The sequence below is a fragment of the Peribacillus sp. NPDC055009 genome, assembly GCF_053608705.1.
Window position 1 is genome coordinate 113,986 of record NZ_JBSGVZ010000014.1, and the last position, 16,404, is coordinate 130,389.

The following is a 16,404-nucleotide window of genomic DNA, read 5'->3' on the forward strand; positions in this document are numbered from 1 at the left end:
GGGATTCATTGATGTTAAATAATGAAATGATGAAGCATTTGAAGATTAAGAATCCTATTATACAAGCTCCTATGGCTGGTGGGATCACCACTTCGGATTTAGTAGCCGAGGTATCCAATGCTGGGGGACTTGGAATGATCGGAGCAGGCTATCAGACACCAATACAAACGAGAGAGCAGATTAGAGAAATCAGGCAGTTAACTTCAAACCCTTTTGGCATCAATCTATTCGTGCCAAACGAATTTAACGTAACGCCTGACGCAGTCCAATCAGCTAACCAGCTTTTACACACCATTTGTAAGCAATTAAATTTAGAACAAACAGACAGCTTTGACATTCCTGAGTATAAAAAAATTTATGAAAGCTTCATTGAACAAGTTAAGGTTGTCATTGAAGAGAATGTATCTATTTGTTCCTTTACATTTGGTATTCCTCCTAAGGAAGTGATGGATGAATTAAAACAGCATAACATCACTCTTATAGGAACAGCTACAACGGTAAGGGAAGCAGTTGAAAATGAAAAAGCGGGAATGGATATGGTTGTTATGCAAGGCAGTGAAGCTGGCGGGCATCGCGGGAACTTTATTGATGGTCATCAGGAGAGCCTAGTAGGTTTAATGTCACTTATTCCGCAGGCTGTTGACAATGTAAGCATACCTGTTATTGCTGCAGGAGGAATTATGGATGGAAGAGGATTAATGGCTTCACTCTGCTTAGGAGCACAAGGTGTACAAATGGGTACAGCTTTCTTGACTTGTATAGAAAGTGGGGCACATAAGGTACATAAAGAAGCCATATTGAATGCTGATGAAGACCAGACAACCTTTACTCGTGCCTTTTCTGGTAAATGGGCAAGAGGTATTAAAAACAAATTTATTGCAGATATGCTGGAGCATGAATTGCTTGTACCCGATTTTCCTGTTCAAAACCTAATAACTCAAGTAATTAGAAAAACGTCCAGTGGACAAAATAATCAAGATTTCATGTCCCTATGGTCTGGCCAGAGTCCAAGATTAGCTAAAAATCAATCTGTTGTATCATTAATGAAAAATATTATTACAGAAGCAAAAAACATAAATCTATTATGAGATGTTACGAGGTTAAAAGAATTCGGTTTTTTAAGCGGATCATGTAATTAAAAGCAATGGAGAACCCTTATGTAATGGGATTCTCCATTGCTTTTTTAGTTAAATGACCACATTTATTGGTCCATGCTCTTTTTTCTAGTGCTTTTGAAAAGTTTTCAGCATAAGAGACCTGTATATTCGAAGTAACTGAGTTAGTTCCTGTTTATAAAGTCAAGTAATAACTTGTGTGAATACTTTATATCACTATTGATTTCACTATCTTCTACAGAGCCTAAAATATGCAACGCTTTTTTTATTATGATTTCATCAGTTACAAACTCATCGCTGATTAATTCAACTAAATTTTGAGATGCTCTTTCTTGAATATATATATATGAGTTAGTTTCAAGGAACATAATCAGTGTAGATGCGAGTTCTGTTAAATCTTTATAACTACATGCCCATATGCTTATACCATCTAAAATGTCCTCAGTATCTATACTTTTACACAAATCTTTTGCACGTTCAACGGATAACTCATATCCACCAATGTAATCGGACAAATCTTCTGTTGGCGGTTCATCTTTATTTTTACTATAATCTAATACAATCCACGTGTGTCCATCTCCGGAGATTGTTACAAAATCTTTTTCTTTAATTCCCCATTCATTAAGATGGTATTTTGATTTGTAAATTCCTTCATTTTCTTTAATTCCAAACAGAAAGTCTACAGCAATATGATTATCAGCGTAGGAATTTTTAAAACTCACTGGTAATGCGTTGTATTTTAAATATCCCCCATTTTGAATTTTTAATAGTTCAATATATTCTTTTGGGAGTTTAATGTTTAAATTTGTTTCAGCATCAAGGATATCTCCTTCTGTTAATTCATTTAGGTTATATTCATCAAAATCCATATCTTCGAATTCTTCAAAAATAGACTCCAAGTATCACACTCTCCATATTACTTAGTTTCATTCTTCTCAAATAAATCATCCAACAGTAAAATCTCAACTATTTATAGGCTTTTTCAATTGTAAGGTGATTTCTCATATTTATCCAAAAAATGTTTTAATTTATTTGCATTTATAAAATTTCAATAATTCCTTTTAGATAGAACCTGTGATGCACTATTAAGCCACAGATGATTAAATTTTATAGAACTAGATTGAGCATTTTGATAGGGTGAGGTTCTTTTAAAGATAGGAGTACTTCTGAGCCAACCGCAAACTGAATAATCTGTTGCTGTTTTAGGGGGAGCAATTTGAGAATTTTTTATATTATAAGAAGAAACTCGGTAGAATATATTTAGATAATATAACGGATAATTGTATCCAAGCGTGTTATGGATTTTTAAATACCCATAAACCACATTGGGTGGACACCATAATATAAGATGTTGCGCAGTAAAATGAATTCGACATTTTACACGGGTCATGTAATAAAAAGCAAGGGAGAACCCTTATGTAATGAGAGGTTCTCCCTTAGACGTCATCCATGAAGGGTGTATAGGCCTTGAACAGCGTTAATCATGTTCCCAACATCTATCTTCAATAATAATATGGGGGATTGGGCTGGTATTGATAGTTGTATGCCGGGGCAGTATATAGTTGGTTATCATAGTGATTAATATATTGAGGATATTGCTGCATCTCTTCATCGGCTCGATGGCAGTTGACTGGCGGACCGATGAATGTTGATGGCTGAACCGGTGCAATTGCTTTTTTCCATTGGTTTTCATCCATGCAATAAGTATGTGCCATAATATTTGCCGGCGTCAATTTCAAGATATCCGAACCGAGGATCACCTCAGGTGTTGGTGCATTAAAAATGGCGAGCAAATGAGTATTATCCGTATTAGCCACTTCATAATGCCACCAACCTTGTGGGACATTGGCTACTTGACCGGGTTTAATGGGATAATTTTGTATTTGTTTTGTAAAAGGATTCAGTAATGAAACGGTTGCCGCTCCAGAAATGCAATACACGAGCTCTGCTGCATTTTGGTGATAATGCGGTTCTACGACATTGTCTGTACTAAGGTAAATATCTAATAATGAAACATTTTCGAGTGTGTTCAATTGTTTGATACCTAATACATTGATATAGTTTTGATTGTCTTTTTTCATTAAATTGCTTTTATTAATATCGAAAAAGTATTGTGTGGATGGTGAGGTATAGTCCATATAGGAGACCATGAATTTATCATTCCTTTTTTTAAGACTTGATTTTTCAGGATATGTAAAATCTCATTTTAATGTGCAATAACCCAGTGGGTTTATTGCCTATGGAACTGATAAGGGTTGCTGATGATGCTGTGATAGGCAGTGACTTAGAGTAACGTAATAGTTATGGTTATTATATCAATATTATTTTATATATTTTAAAACTGAAACTACTAAACTGAATTTTTGATATAATCAAACTTTTGATTAGCGTAATTTTCCCATTGCATGACTTTAAATTACAGTGATATAATGTTCTCTGTGATTTTAAAGTTTAACATAGGAAGTGGCTAAATTGTCGAACAATTCAAAAGAGAGTAAATTCGTCCCGTACGTCTCTGCATCTAAATCTTTACCGGAATTGACTGCAACTGCAATCATTCTAGGGATCATTCTTGCAATCGTATTCGGGGCGGCAAATGCATACTTAGGCCTACTTATTGGTTTAACTGTCTCTGCTTCAATACCCGCGGCGGTAATTTCAATGGCTATATTAAGAGGGGTTTTTCGCAGGGATTCAATATTAGAAAACAATATTGTGCAAACGATGACCACAGCAGGTGAGGCTATTGGTGCCGGTGCTGTATTTACCATTCCAGCATTATTCATGTGGGACATGGACGTGAGTCAAGCATTCATCATTTTCGTTGTATTAACTGGGGGATTTTTAGGGGTCTTCATGATGGTTCCACTTCGCCAGCTTTTGATTGTAAGGGAACATGAAACATTACCTTATCCTGAAGGTACGGCATGTGCCGAGGTCCTGAAATCAGGAGAAAAGGGTGGTACAAGCGCCAAGCTGATCGGAGCCGGCTTGGTTATCGGCGGTGTGGTTAAAGGTCTTGGTGATGGGTTTAAGCTTTTCAAGACTGAGGTTGAAACAGGAATCACGAATTTTAAAAATGCAGTGGTTGGTCTTGATGCCTTTCCTTCCCTTTTGGGTGTAGGTTATATTATTGGACCGCGTGTTGCAGGACAAATGCTAGGTGGGGGGTTATTAGCCTGGGTCGTTCTAATACCGGCCATCAGCTTTTTTGGCGGAAGCAATGGAACAGCCATTTTCCCTTCTGAGGTACCGATCGGTGAATTGGATGCATGGGGAATTTGGGATAATTATATACGCTACATTGGTGCTGGTGCCGTTGCAACTGGCGGATTGATCACATTAATCAAAACATTACCAATACTTTTCAGTTCAGTTTTCGATACTCTTAAAGGTGTTAAAGCCAATAAAGGACAACTAAAATCAGGTTCGATCCGTACAGAACAAGACATACCGGCTAAATACGTTTGGCTGGGAACGATCATCGTTATTTTAATCATTGCTTTCACACCTATCACGGATGTAGGAATCATCGGTGCGATTGCAATTGCGATTTTTGGGTTTTTATTCGTGACAGTGGCTTCAAGGGTTGTTGGGATCGTCGGAAGTTCTTCTTCCCCAGTTTCAGGAATGACGATAGCCACACTATTGATTGTAGCGATTGTCTATAAAGCTACTGGTTTTACTGGTACGACGGGAATGGTAGCCGCTTTAACCGTCGCTGCGATCATTTGTACTGCACTTGCGGTTTCAGGTGATGTTTCTCAAGATCTAAAAACAGGATATATCGTCGGCGGAACACCATGGAAACAACAAGTTGCCATGATGATCGGTGTTGTTGCGTCAGCTTCTGTCATTGGTTTTATCCTGGTTCTGATGGATAACGCATATACGATGGGATCTGCAGAACTGCCTGCACCTAAAGCGGCACTAATGAAAATACTAGCTGAAGGTGTTCTTGGGGGAGATTTACCTTGGACACTCATCTTTATCGGTGCGGCTATTTCGATCACATTAGAATTTTTCGGTCTAAATTCACTTGTTGTTGCTGTCGGCATTTACTTGCCGGTTCATACTAGTGCCCCAATCATGATCGGTGGATTTATTCGTTTCTTCGTTGAGTTTTTCTCGAAAACAAAAGAAGCGCTTAAAGCACGGGTTGATAGAGGTGTATTATTTGCATCTGGTTTAATAGCGGGTGAATCATTGATTGGTGTTCTTATTGCCATATTGATCGCAGCAGGTGTCCAAGTTCCGGCTGCGGCTAAATTAGCCAGCAATTTGCTACCTTTCCTATTATTCCTTGCTCTAGCTGGATTGCTATGGTTCGTATCCAGCAAAGGGAAAAAAGAAGATGCTTCGTAAAAGCCAATCAAAAAAGAGGAACCTGTTAACCATGGTTCCCCTTTTGGAAAAACGCGTCACTATGGTACAAGAATCTTCGGAAGCAACTTTTTTAGTCATTCAAAGGACCAATTTTGTGGAACGAATTACAATTCGTTTCTTTAAACAACCATCAGTCCGCAAAATCAAGCTTGATAAGTTTGGGGCATATGCCATTAAACAGATGGAGTTCCAAAGAAATGTAAATCAGATTTCTGAAGCGATGAGTGAACATTTTGGAGAGGAAGCAGAACCGGCTTTACCGAGGTTGATGAAATTCCTGGAAATTCTAGAGGTTCATGATTGGATCATATGGAATGATGAAGAAGAAAAATGAAAAAAGCTGAAGCTCTTTTGATGCTTCAGCTTTTTTCTGTTTTAAATTTGATGAAAATCAAAAATTTTCACAGGCTTACGACATTCTAATAATCTATATTTTTACAAAAATGAACTTTTAGTATAATTATTTGTAACTAATTTATATATATTGTATTCTTGTACTGTCAGTCAGGATAAAATATTCATATTTTGAAGAGCAGGTGGATTATTATGGGAAGAGTACAAGGGAAAGTAGCATTAGTTACAGGTGGAGCTTCAGGTATAGGGTTATCCATATCCACACTAATGGCTAAAGAAGGCGCAAAAGTCGTGATTGCTGATTTTAACGAAAAAGGAGCGAAAGAAGCGGCTGAAAACATTAAAAAACAAGGTGGGGAAGCGTCTGGAGTGTTCTTGGATGCCGGACAAGCAGATTCCATCCAGGCAGCTGTCGACTTTACCATTGAACAATATGGAACGGTTACGGTACTTGTTAATAATGTGGGGTCAACTAACCTGCATAAAGATCTGGATGTCGTGAATTTAGATTTGGAAGAATGGGACCGACTTATGGATGTGAATTTAAAAAGTGTGCTATTGGGCAGCAGGTTTGCGATTCCTCACATGATTAAAGCGGGAGGAGGTTCGATAATCAATACGGCCTCCATGGCTGGATTTACAGGTGACTCCGTACGATCTGCATATGGCGCGTCCAAAGCGGGGGTAGTGAATCTGACTCGTTATATCGCTGCACAGTATGGTAAAGATCATATTCGTTGTAATGGAGTGGCACCAGGTCTTATTTTAACTCCTGCAGCGAAAAATAATATGCCTCAGGCCGTACTCGATATTTTTGCTAAATTCAATGCATTGCCATATCATGGTGAAGCGGATGATATCGGTTATACCGTACTATTCCTTGCATCTGACGAGTCCAAATTCATTACAGGTCAGACGATCCAAGTGGAAGGCGGTCATTATATGGCCAACCCAAGCATCTCTGATTTTAATGATTATGTAACGAAAGCAAAATCCAATTAATTTTCTGGACATTCATATAACAAAACCTTACCCTGGAAAAGATCAACCTTATCCGGGGTTTTTGGTTAGGAAGCCCTTTATTTAAAAAACATGAAGCAGGTGCATTAACAATGGAAGAAACGAATTATGACGAAATGCTGAACATCAAAACGGAAGGTGAACAAAAAAAATTCAATGATTCTCTGCATTATCACCGATACGAACCTACGCCTTATAGCGCATTAGAACATTTATTCAAAAAATATGCACTGAAAAGAAATGATCGCATTGTTGATTTTGGATGCGGTAAAGGACGCTTGAATTTTTTCATCCATCATTTATATCAATCATCTGTGGTTGGCGTGGAGATGAATGAAAGTTTCTATAAAGAAGCGATCGAGAATCTGAATGGCTACATGAAGAAAAGGAACAACAACTATGGCAATATAGAATTCCACTGCTGTTTGGCGGAAGAATATGATATTGATACGAATGATAATCGCTTTTATTTCTTTAACCCGTTCTCGGTACAGATCTTCATGAAAATCATCAATAACATATTGCTTTCCTTTGAAAAAGAACCGCGCCAAATCGAACTGATTTTATTTTATGCTTCACAGGATTATATTTTTTTCCTCGAAAACCAAACCGCCTTCGAACTGAAAGACGAGGTGATGTTACCTGGCTTGACAGAATCTAATCCTTTTGAAAAATTCGTCATATACCAATTGTTAATTTGAATGGATACTCGTTTTTTGGTGATAATCAAGCAAATATTAAATGCACCCAAGCGATATTTCATTGATGCTTGGGTGCAATGAGTAACGAACCGTGGTGGGTACTTAATTTACAGTGTATTGTAAAATTCTTACTTTTTTGCATGCTCCTATTCCATTTTTTATCTTTTAGTTTTATGCTCTTCTATTTCTAAGGATGAATCACTTTGTTTGTGGGCGAGGTTCTAGTTTATAGTTTGTAAGCCATAGTAAACATAAAAAAATTAATTCAAATGCATTGGTAACAGCCGAACTTTCTATGGGAATAGGGATGGCACTTCCAACTATCATGACTATAACTCCTAAAAGCATCCAAATCCAACGTGTTCTTATAAATATGCAGATGCTAATCACCAATAATATAAAGGTAACAATAAGCACCATTAAAGGTGGGCCTGAAGATTCCTCACTAACATATCTTAAAACACCATACTCGTAGATTGGTACAAATGTCTTATGCATATTTTCAATAAATTCATAGATGATAAGCCCAGCTGTAAGGAAAAGGAAAAAGTAGGGTGTTATCATTTTTTTTGTAAAAGGAATATGTATCCTTTTCGCCATTCCCCATCCAAACAAAATCAATGTGGGAGTGATAAATCCATGACTCCAGAAACGTAATGCATTTAATGACTCCAACAAAGGGCCATCACCAATGAACTTTCCAGAGGCAATAATTAAGTTATCCACGATAAGCCCGAAAGTAACTAGAAGAAGAAAGCTTGAATACGAAAAGAGTTTACGGTCCTGTCGAAGTAACATCATTCCCATGATAAAAAGAATAATATAAATGATTGATAACAAAAATATAAAATAGTATCCAACTAATTCACCCCCTATATTGTTTTTTTCCATACTATAATAGAACAAAACATATCACAAAAAATAACTTTAAATATAATTTTAATTTAATGTGAAATTCATATTCAGGAAAGATTGTATACGGAGAAAATAATGGGTAGGCTTTATATGTGGTTTTTATAAGTATTAAAGGTCTACATAAGAAACTTTATATTTAAACATGGATGGAAGCATTGCATGAAAAATTCCCATAAATAGCGATATTACTGATAAGCAGCCACTGAAATACGTGCACAGATTGTGTAATAATTCTCAATGTGGACTCAGACGAACTACGTTTCCGAAAAACATGTGGCAATGTTCGATAGCTGGCATCCAAACAAAGAGAGAGGATTCGTACAGGGTGATTACACCTAATAAGGTGAGAAATAGCACAGCAAGTAAATAAACTTGAAAATGATGGAGATAATCCCCCTTTGTCATAAAATATTCAAAAGAGAAGGAAGTTAGATGTAAAGTTCAAGGACAGGGTGAATGAAAAGCAATACTAGTAGCTGTGTGTGTCCATAACATCACCTAGAAATAAATTTTAGGAATAGTGAGGTATAAAATGAAAAAAGTTATTAAATATATTCTCGTTAGTATAATTGCATTAATGATTATCGCTTTCGGCGGCTTTTACATATGGTCAGAACAAACATACAAGCCATCAGATGAATTGTATGCGTTAGTTGGAAAGGGGAATATAAAAAAGGAAAATGGGTTTGTCACATTCGAACCAACAAAAACTAAGAAAGTGGGCATTGTCCTGTATCCAGGTGCCAAGGTTGAGCCGGAAGCATACGGATATTATGCAAAAGAATTATCGAAAGAGGGATATACAGTCGTTATCCCAGATGTGAGGTTCAATTTCGCTTTGTTTGATAAAAATAAAGCGGTGGAAGCTAAAGATGCATATCCAGATGTGGAGAAATGGTACGTTGCTGGACACTCGTTAGGAGGAGTAGCCGCCTCCGCATATGCTTATGAAAATCCAAAAGAGGTGGAAGGAATTATCCTCCTCGGTTCATATCCCAGTAACTCGAATGACTTTTCAAAAATGAAGGTTCCTATGCTATCGTTATATGCAGAACATGATGGGCTATCTACAGTGAAGAAGATTGTGAAGACAAAGCACTTACTGTCTAAACAGGCTAACATGCATAAGATAGCGGGGGGAAACCACGGTCAATTTGGTGTATACGGAAAGCAAAAGGGAGATAATGAAGCGACTATCTCAGCTAAGAAACAGCAAGAAGAAATGATAGTTGTCACAAAAAAATGGCTTAATCAGAATGGGGAGTAAGTAAAATTCAGCTTGAGCCATGAGAAAAAGGACCCGTTATTCTATGATGATGTAGAGATGCCTTCAATGAATTAATTGGGGGCATTTTCATATCGAATTATATTTGGACTTGGAAACAATGATGCAAAGGGATCCGGTATGCGGAAAAAAGGGGGGGATGTAGACTAAACGACAAGCACCAAACCTCCCCGGTCCGGATTATTGCTTTCGCGTTATTTGTTTAATATTATGCTATATTTGTAAATTCACTCATTTAATGAGTGTATTTGTAAGTATGTAAATAATTATCCGGACACACAACGAAAAGAGAGGCAATCGTTATGATTGCCTCTCTCAAGAAGAAAAACGAGTTTGCATGAAGTTTGTTTCAGTTGATTTCAGAAATCCGTTCCCTTTTTCTGCAAAGCCTCATCAATGCAAGCGGCTGTGGGGTCTCGGCTAGCCAGTTATTCGGAGGAGTGGCGCAAATTTCTTCAATCCAATGACGTTTCACCCATTAAAAAAGTAAAAAACATGAAGGGTAACAAAGTCTTCCGAGCCTCCTTTTATCAACAAAAGGGTTTCTATCTAAACTTTAAAACTAAGTTGATTGGAGTCGGTGTTCGAGCCTCCTGCGGAAGGCAAGTGCCTGGAGTGGAATTCAATGTTCCAAACTTACAAAACCCTAAAAAAATCGAGTATGTCTACAGTCTAGGCTGCCTTAATTAATAAGGCAGCCGTCTTATTTTATATAATAATATTCAATAGTTACGCTCGATGACAAAGTGCGCGCGATCGCCTCTAAAGAGAGTTTTAGAGAATTCAATGACCGATCCGTCATTCTCATATGTGTAAGTTTCCAATGAAAAACAAGGTGAGCCGTTCGGTACGTCCAATTTGTCAGAAATGGAATCGTCGGCAAGTGAAAACTCCAAGTGTTCGACCGTTTTTTTTACTTTTAAATTGAATTGTGTCTCAAGTACTTTAAAGAGTGATTTTTCGCAGGCTTCGATATTAAGCCCGGGTGTTTTATACCAAGGGAGATAGGCAATTTCATATTGAAGGGGGATATCGTTTACGTAACGTATCCGTTCCAGTTTATTTACGGGGTCTCCAATATTTTGTTTAAAAAGCTTGGCAAGGGTAGCGTTTGCTTCGATCACCTTTAAGCTAATGACCTTTGTAGAAGGGTTTTTTCCTTGCATCGTGACTTGCTCAGAGAACTTTTCAACCGTGCTTGAAAGAAATTGCTTCACTTTATTTTCCGAAACGAAAGTACCTTTGCCCTGAACACGGTAGATGTAGCCTTCGACGTTCAATTGCTGTAAGGCCGTGCGAACTGTTGTCCTGCTTACTCCGTATATTTTACAAAATTCTGCCTCAGTCGGTAATTTTGTATTTGTTTGATATTCGCCATTTTTTATGAGATCGATAATTGATTCCTTAACTATGGAATGCAATGCCGCTTCTTTATTCATGGTCTCCACAGTGATTCCTCCTATGCTCATTCCCAATATATACATATAGATTATCTCGGATAAGTTCAATAATCAACTTTAATTCGCAAATTTGTAATAACAAATTAAAAATTGTGTTGATATTTTTTTGATTTGTAACTACAATGTATGTATGGAGGCAATAATACCCATTTCATATTCAAGGGATGTGATAAAAGTAACATCGATTATAAAAAATGCGGTTTAGACTTACTTGAAAATACTGAATAATCAATCATTAAAAAAGGGGGGTAATTTCAATGAATATCTTATTATGTTGTTCTGCAGGGATGTCTACTAGTTTATTAGTTACCAAGATGGAGGAAAGTGCTAAAAAACAAGGGGTAGAGTGTCATATATGGGCAGTTGGTTCTACAGAAGTTAACAATGAAATAGATAAGGCGGATGTTATTTTATTAGGGCCGCAGGTTAGATATCTTCTTTCCAAGCTACAGGAAGCGGGGAAAGAAAAGGGAATTCCAGTCGCAACCATCAATCCGATGTTCTATGGACTATGTAATGGTGAAGAAGTGCTAAAACAAGCCACTACTTTAATAAAAGGAGAATAAGGATATGATGACTTTTATTGATAAGTATATTATGCCTGGGGCGGTAAAGGTAGGAAATAACCGGCATTTGCTTGCAATTCGTGACGCATTGATTGGAATGATAGCGATTACAATGATCGGGTCATTCGCCGTCCTGTTTAATAATCTAGGGCAAGTCATCAAGCCTTACGGAAGAATGATGGAGGCCATCTTCGGTCCTGCATGGAATACGCTCGGCGGTGATATTTGGTTTGGAACCTTTGCATTCATGACGGTATTCGCTGTATTCGGCATTTCTTATAAATTGGCACGATCATACGGTGACGATGGTTTTGAAGCGATGCTGGTATCCGCAGCCTGTTTCTTCTTACTATTGCCTCAAATCGGAAATGTCACTTTAACCATCGATGATAAAGATGTTACTGGCGGGGCCTGGGGTTTTGTAAGCGTAAACTATTTTAATGCTACAGCCCTCTTTACAGGAATTGTCGTTGCCTTGATAGCCACTGAAATATTTGTGAGACTTTCCCGAGTGAAGTATTTAGTCATCAAGCTTCCTGATGGAGTACCTCCTGCGGTTGCCCGTTCATTTGCAAAGTTAGTGCCGGGTATGGCAACGATCTTTATCGCTGGTATATTCGGACTGCTGTTCCGTAAAGCTACGGATGGGCAGGTATTGAATGACTGGTTGAGTAAAGTGATCGTATCTCCATTACAAAGTGCAGTAGATTCATTGCCATTCGCTATTTTACTAGTATTTCTTGTTCATTTATTATGGATGATCGGTTTGCATGGACCCAATATCCTTGGTGGGATAACGACACCGCTTTTTGAAAGTTCAGGAGTGAAAAATATCGATTTATATGCAAAAGGCGTCAAAGACATGGACCAATACGGGGTATTGGCGGGTTCTTTCCTGGATGCATTTGTTTATTTAGGCGGATCTGGTGCAACATTGGGCCTAATCATTGCAATGATCATTGCCGGCCGGAAACGGTATAAACAGATGATTGCACTCGGAGGGGCACCAGGAGTGTTCCAGATTAACGAACCCATTCTTTTCGGATTGCCTATCGTTCTGAATCCAATGTGGTTCATCCCATTTGTTCTCGGCCCGGTAATTACAACGGTGATCTCTTATATCGCGGTAAGCAGCGGAATGGTTTTTCCGATCGTCGCTAAGATTCCATGGGTTACCCCGCCGATTGTGGGTGGATTCCTGGCCACAGGCGGACATGTATCTGGAGCGGTTTTGGCTGCAATCAATCTAGTCATTTCAACCGCTATTTATTTACCATTCGTTTATGCTCAAGTGAAGATAGACACCAAAAATGAAACAAAGCTTACAAAAGATTCAGAAACGCTAAGCCTTTAAGAAAGTAGTGATGAAAAATGGAAAAAGAAGAATTATACCAGCTATCCTTTCAATTGATTTTATATAGTGGGAATGCGAGAAGCTTTGCAATGGAAGCGTTGCAGGAAGCAAAGAAAAAGGATTTTGATTCTGCACGATTGAAAATCGCCGAGGCGGAAACGGAATTACTGCAGGCCCATAAATACCAAACTCAATTAATCCATGCCGAGGCGGGCGGGGACCATTTTGATCTTCCCATCATCCTAGTGCATGCACAAGATCATTTAATGACGGCGATGACAGTAAAGGATCTTGCACTGGAAATGATCGATCTACGCGAAGAATTCTTACATGCAAATGTTGTGAAGGAGAGGGCTGCCGAATGAGCAAGGGGCTGAAAATTGTTACGATTGGTGGAGGATCGAGCTATACGCCAGAACTGATCGAAGGATTCATTAAATATCATGAAGAACTTCCCGTGAGTGAAATTTGGCTCGTTGACATCGAAGCGGGAAAGGAAAAGCTTGAAATTGTCGGGAATCTGGCAAGAAGGATGATTGAAAAGGCTGGTGTGAATATTGATGTCCACCTCACGCTAGATAGAAAGAAAGCGCTTAAAGGCGCAGATTATGTAACAACCCAGCTGCGGGTTGGCCAGCTCGCAGCAAGGGCACTTGATGAAAAGATTCCATTGAAACACGGAGTGATCGGACAGGAGACGAATGGGCCTGGTGGGCTTTTCAAGGCTTTTAGAACGATTCCCGTCATTCTGGATATTGCTCATGAAATGGAGGAATTATGTCCGGAAGCATGGCTGATTAACTTCACGAATCCTGCTGGAATGGTAACTGAAGCAGTTCTGCGTCACAGTAATATCTCCAAAATCATCGGACTTTGCAATGTGCCGATTGGTATGGAACGAGGTGTTGCGGATTTAATGGATGTAGAGCCATCAAGAGTCCGGATCGACTTTGCCGGCTTGAACCATATGGTTTACGGATTGGATGTATTCGTTGATGGGGAGAGTGTCAAAGATCAAATCATCAATTTGATTACGGATCCAGCTAAAGCTGTCACGATGAAGAATATCCATGCAATGGGCTGGGAGCCGGAATTCCTTAGAGCGTTAAATCTGTTTCCGTGTCCATACCACAACTACTATTACAAAACGGGGGATGTGCTGGCCCAAGAATTGAAGGATGCAGAAAAAGGGGAAACACGTGCAGAGGTCGTTCAAAGACTTGAAGCAGGTTTATTCGAGCTATACAAAGACCAGGATCTGGCTATCAAGCCGCCGCAGCTTGAAGAGCGCGGAGGTGCGTACTACAGCGATGCGGCTGTACGGTTGATTTGCTCGATGCATACGGATAGGCGAGATATTCAAGCGGTAAATACGGTCAACCATGGTGCGATAGAAGGCATCCCTTACGGCTCGGCGATTGAAACCAGTTGCGTGATAACTAAGGATGGTCCTAAGCCAATCAATGTAGGAGAGCTTCCTGTCGCTGTCCGCGGATTAATTCAGCAAATCAAATCCTTTGAAAGGGTAGCCATCGAAGCTGCAATTTCGGGGGACTATGATACTGCGTTGCTTGCCATGACGATCAATCCACTCGTTCCAAGTGACCGGGTTGCAAAACTTATCTTAGACGAAATGCTGGAGGCACATAAAGATTATCTGCCGCAGTTTTTTGAAAAAAAGGAGTTGCAGGATAATTTATCATGATTGAAGTCCTTGTAAATGCAGATGATTTCGGGTTAACTAAAGCGGTGAATTATGGGATTTTGGATAGCCACAAATATGGAATTGTCAATTCGACAACGATCATGATGAATGCGCAAGCAACGGAGCATGCGATCGAAATCGCAAAGAAGACACCATCGTTGAAGGTAGGTATACACTTAGTGCTGACATGGGGGAAACCTTTGTTGAGTGATGTTCCGAGTTTGGTTGATGAAGCTGGTTTCTTTAAGAAGCAAGGGTTGGTATATGGGGATCCTGCCGGTATTTCCTTGAGCGAATTGGAGAGGGAGTGGTCAGCACAAATCGAAAGATTCTTGGAATTTGGTCTATTCCCGACTCATTTTGACAGCCATCATCATGTACATGGGATCACAGCATTTCTACCGGTTATTAAAAAGCTGTCAGATAAATATGGATTGCCAGTGCGTAATGCCGGAAGGCACCTTGCTGGGATTCAAATCGTTACAGATGTATTCCTGGATGATTTTTATGGAGAAATGGTGGTTGAAGATTACTTTCAAAACTTGAAGGGGAGGGTAATCGATGGGGCGAGCGTGGAGATAATGACTCACCCTGCTTATATGGATGAAGAATTAATGGAAGTCTCCTCATATAATGATAAACGTTTAAAAGAAACACGGATCCTGACAAATGCAAAATTACCTGAGGGATTTTTCCTTAGATTCAGCATCAACCAGGTTAACATTTGAATTTTGATAAATACATCCCTTTAATTGCAAAAGAGGACCATTCATCCAAATGATGAATGGTCCTTTTAAATTCAATGAGTGCTTTATCTTAAAAATTAATAAGCCAAGCTGAATAGGGCTTTGATGTGCGATAGATAGCGAACATTACTTGCTTCTTTCATCAATGTAGCCGGAAGTCCTTTAAGGGACGTGTTATTGGCCCCAACCGTTGCCACCGCATCCTTACGGCCAAGGCTCGCAAGCGTACCTGAGTTGACAGGCGAAAATGCTTCAAGTTTCTTGCCTTCAAAGGCTGCAAATAGGTTGTAACCAACAAGCTCACCCATTTGCCAAGCATTTTGAGCAGTAGGAGCGTATGGACGGCCGCCTTCTGGAGGGAAAGCAACGGCACTGTCGCCGACAACGAATACGTCTTTATGGGATTTGGATTGCAAATACTCATTAACGGTTGCTTTGCCGCGATCCACTTCAAGGCCTGATTCGCCTACGATAGGAAGAGCCGCAACTCCGCCTGTCCAAACAAGCGTATTGGCCGTTATCGTTTGTCCATCTTTCAATTCGATTTGATTGCCTTTAACACCCGTTACAGGCAGACCTGTCAAGAATTCAACGCCGCGTGCTTCCAAGCTTGTCATCGCACGTTCGATTAAGTGGTCAGGCAGGACCGGAAGGATTTTTGGACCTGCTTCCACAAGCTTGATTTTCAAGTCCTTGAAGTCCACTCCGAACTTTTTGGCGATTTTAGGGAAATGATCCACGATTTCACCGATTAATTCGACGCCCGTCAAGCCGCCGCCGCCGATCACGATGGTTGC

16 protein-coding genes are annotated in these 16,404 nt (G+C 39.3%); 11 read left to right on the top strand and 5 right to left on the bottom strand.

What is annotated here, in order from left to right:
- Positions 1–11: 11 nt before the first annotated feature.
- Positions 12–1,088, top strand: coding sequence for an NAD(P)H-dependent flavin oxidoreductase (locus ACWF5P_RS19480; RefSeq protein WP_452445183.1), 1,077 nt, complete (start codon positions 12–14; stop codon positions 1,086–1,088).
- Between the two features lie 191 nt (positions 1,089–1,279).
- On the opposite strand, the gene ACWF5P_RS19485 is transcribed toward ACWF5P_RS19480, so the two are convergent.
- Together ACWF5P_RS19485 and ACWF5P_RS19490 are read right to left on the bottom strand one after the other, a co-directional pair.
- Positions 1,280–2,014, bottom strand: coding sequence for an SMI1/KNR4 family protein (locus ACWF5P_RS19485; protein ID WP_434169105.1), 735 nt, complete (start codon positions 2,012–2,014; stop codon positions 1,280–1,282).
- Positions 2,015–2,617: 603 nt separating this feature from the next.
- On the bottom strand, positions 2,618–3,265 hold the full coding sequence (locus ACWF5P_RS19490; RefSeq protein ID WP_101224714.1) for a cupin domain-containing protein: 648 nt from the start codon (positions 3,263–3,265) through the stop codon (positions 2,618–2,620).
- Between the two features lie 322 nt (positions 3,266–3,587).
- Between ACWF5P_RS19490 and ACWF5P_RS19495 the strand changes: the two genes are divergently transcribed.
- The 4 genes from ACWF5P_RS19495 (at position 3,588) to ACWF5P_RS19510 (ending at position 7,576) form a co-directional block, all read left to right on the top strand.
- Positions 3,588–5,480, top strand: coding sequence for an OPT family oligopeptide transporter (locus ACWF5P_RS19495; protein ID WP_230177458.1), 1,893 nt, complete (start codon positions 3,588–3,590; stop codon positions 5,478–5,480).
- Entirely contained in the window at positions 5,470–5,835 is a 366-nt protein-coding gene (locus ACWF5P_RS19500; RefSeq protein ID WP_260357134.1) for a PqqD family protein, read from the top strand. The genes ACWF5P_RS19495 and ACWF5P_RS19500 overlap by 11 nt, the downstream gene beginning before the upstream one ends.
- A 212-nt stretch (positions 5,836–6,047) precedes the next feature.
- Entirely contained in the window at positions 6,048–6,857 is an 810-nt protein-coding gene (locus tag ACWF5P_RS19505; RefSeq protein WP_101224717.1) for an SDR family NAD(P)-dependent oxidoreductase, read from the top strand.
- Between the two features lie 110 nt (positions 6,858–6,967).
- Complete coding sequence (locus tag ACWF5P_RS19510; protein ID WP_452445184.1) at positions 6,968–7,576, top strand: methyltransferase domain-containing protein; 609 nt, start codon at positions 6,968–6,970, stop codon at positions 7,574–7,576.
- Positions 7,577–7,774: 198 nt separating this feature from the next.
- Here the strand turns inward: ACWF5P_RS19510 and ACWF5P_RS19515 are convergent, their stop codons facing one another.
- Entirely contained in the window at positions 7,775–8,467 is a 693-nt protein-coding gene (locus ACWF5P_RS19515) for a hypothetical protein (RefSeq protein WP_452445185.1), read from the bottom strand.
- Positions 8,468–9,023: 556 nt separating this feature from the next.
- Between ACWF5P_RS19515 and ACWF5P_RS19520 the strand changes: the two genes are divergently transcribed.
- Entirely contained in the window at positions 9,024–9,758 is a 735-nt protein-coding gene (locus ACWF5P_RS19520; protein ID WP_452445186.1) for an alpha/beta fold hydrolase, read from the top strand.
- Positions 9,759–10,498: 740 nt separating this feature from the next.
- On the opposite strand, the gene ACWF5P_RS19525 is transcribed toward ACWF5P_RS19520, so the two are convergent.
- Complete coding sequence (locus tag ACWF5P_RS19525) at positions 10,499–11,215, bottom strand: GntR family transcriptional regulator (protein WP_101224747.1); 717 nt, start codon at positions 11,213–11,215, stop codon at positions 10,499–10,501.
- A 278-nt stretch (positions 11,216–11,493) separates the two neighbouring features.
- Here ACWF5P_RS19525 and ACWF5P_RS19530 point away from each other — a divergent pair, with 278 nt between their 5' ends.
- The 5 genes from ACWF5P_RS19530 to chbG are packed head-to-tail and all read left to right on the top strand — an operon-like array spanning position 11,494 to position 15,589.
- Entirely contained in the window at positions 11,494–11,802 is a 309-nt protein-coding gene (locus ACWF5P_RS19530; RefSeq protein ID WP_048684685.1) for a PTS sugar transporter subunit IIB, read from the top strand.
- A gap of 4 nt (positions 11,803–11,806) precedes the next feature.
- Positions 11,807–13,156, top strand: a complete 1,350-nt coding sequence (locus ACWF5P_RS19535; protein ID WP_034313464.1) for a PTS sugar transporter subunit IIC — start codon at positions 11,807–11,809, stop codon at positions 13,154–13,156.
- 17 nt (positions 13,157–13,173) lie between these two features.
- Complete coding sequence (locus ACWF5P_RS19540) at positions 13,174–13,521, top strand: PTS lactose/cellobiose transporter subunit IIA (protein WP_230177452.1); 348 nt, start codon at positions 13,174–13,176, stop codon at positions 13,519–13,521.
- Positions 13,518–14,861 carry a family 4 glycosyl hydrolase gene (locus ACWF5P_RS19545; protein ID WP_434169110.1) on the top strand — a complete coding sequence of 448 codons (1,344 nt, stop codon included), beginning with the start codon at positions 13,518–13,520 and terminating at the stop codon, positions 14,859–14,861. The genes ACWF5P_RS19540 and ACWF5P_RS19545 overlap by 4 nt, the downstream gene beginning before the upstream one ends.
- A complete protein-coding gene (gene chbG, locus ACWF5P_RS19550; RefSeq protein WP_434169111.1) occupies positions 14,858–15,589 on the top strand; it encodes a chitin disaccharide deacetylase in 732 nt (243 codons plus the stop codon). Before ACWF5P_RS19545 ends, chbG begins: the two co-directional genes overlap by 4 nt.
- A 95-nt stretch (positions 15,590–15,684) precedes the next feature.
- Here chbG and ACWF5P_RS19555 read toward each other — a convergent pair.
- The coding region (locus tag ACWF5P_RS19555) for an NAD(P)/FAD-dependent oxidoreductase (RefSeq protein WP_452445187.1) at positions 15,685–16,404 on the bottom strand (720 nt) is incomplete at its 5' end.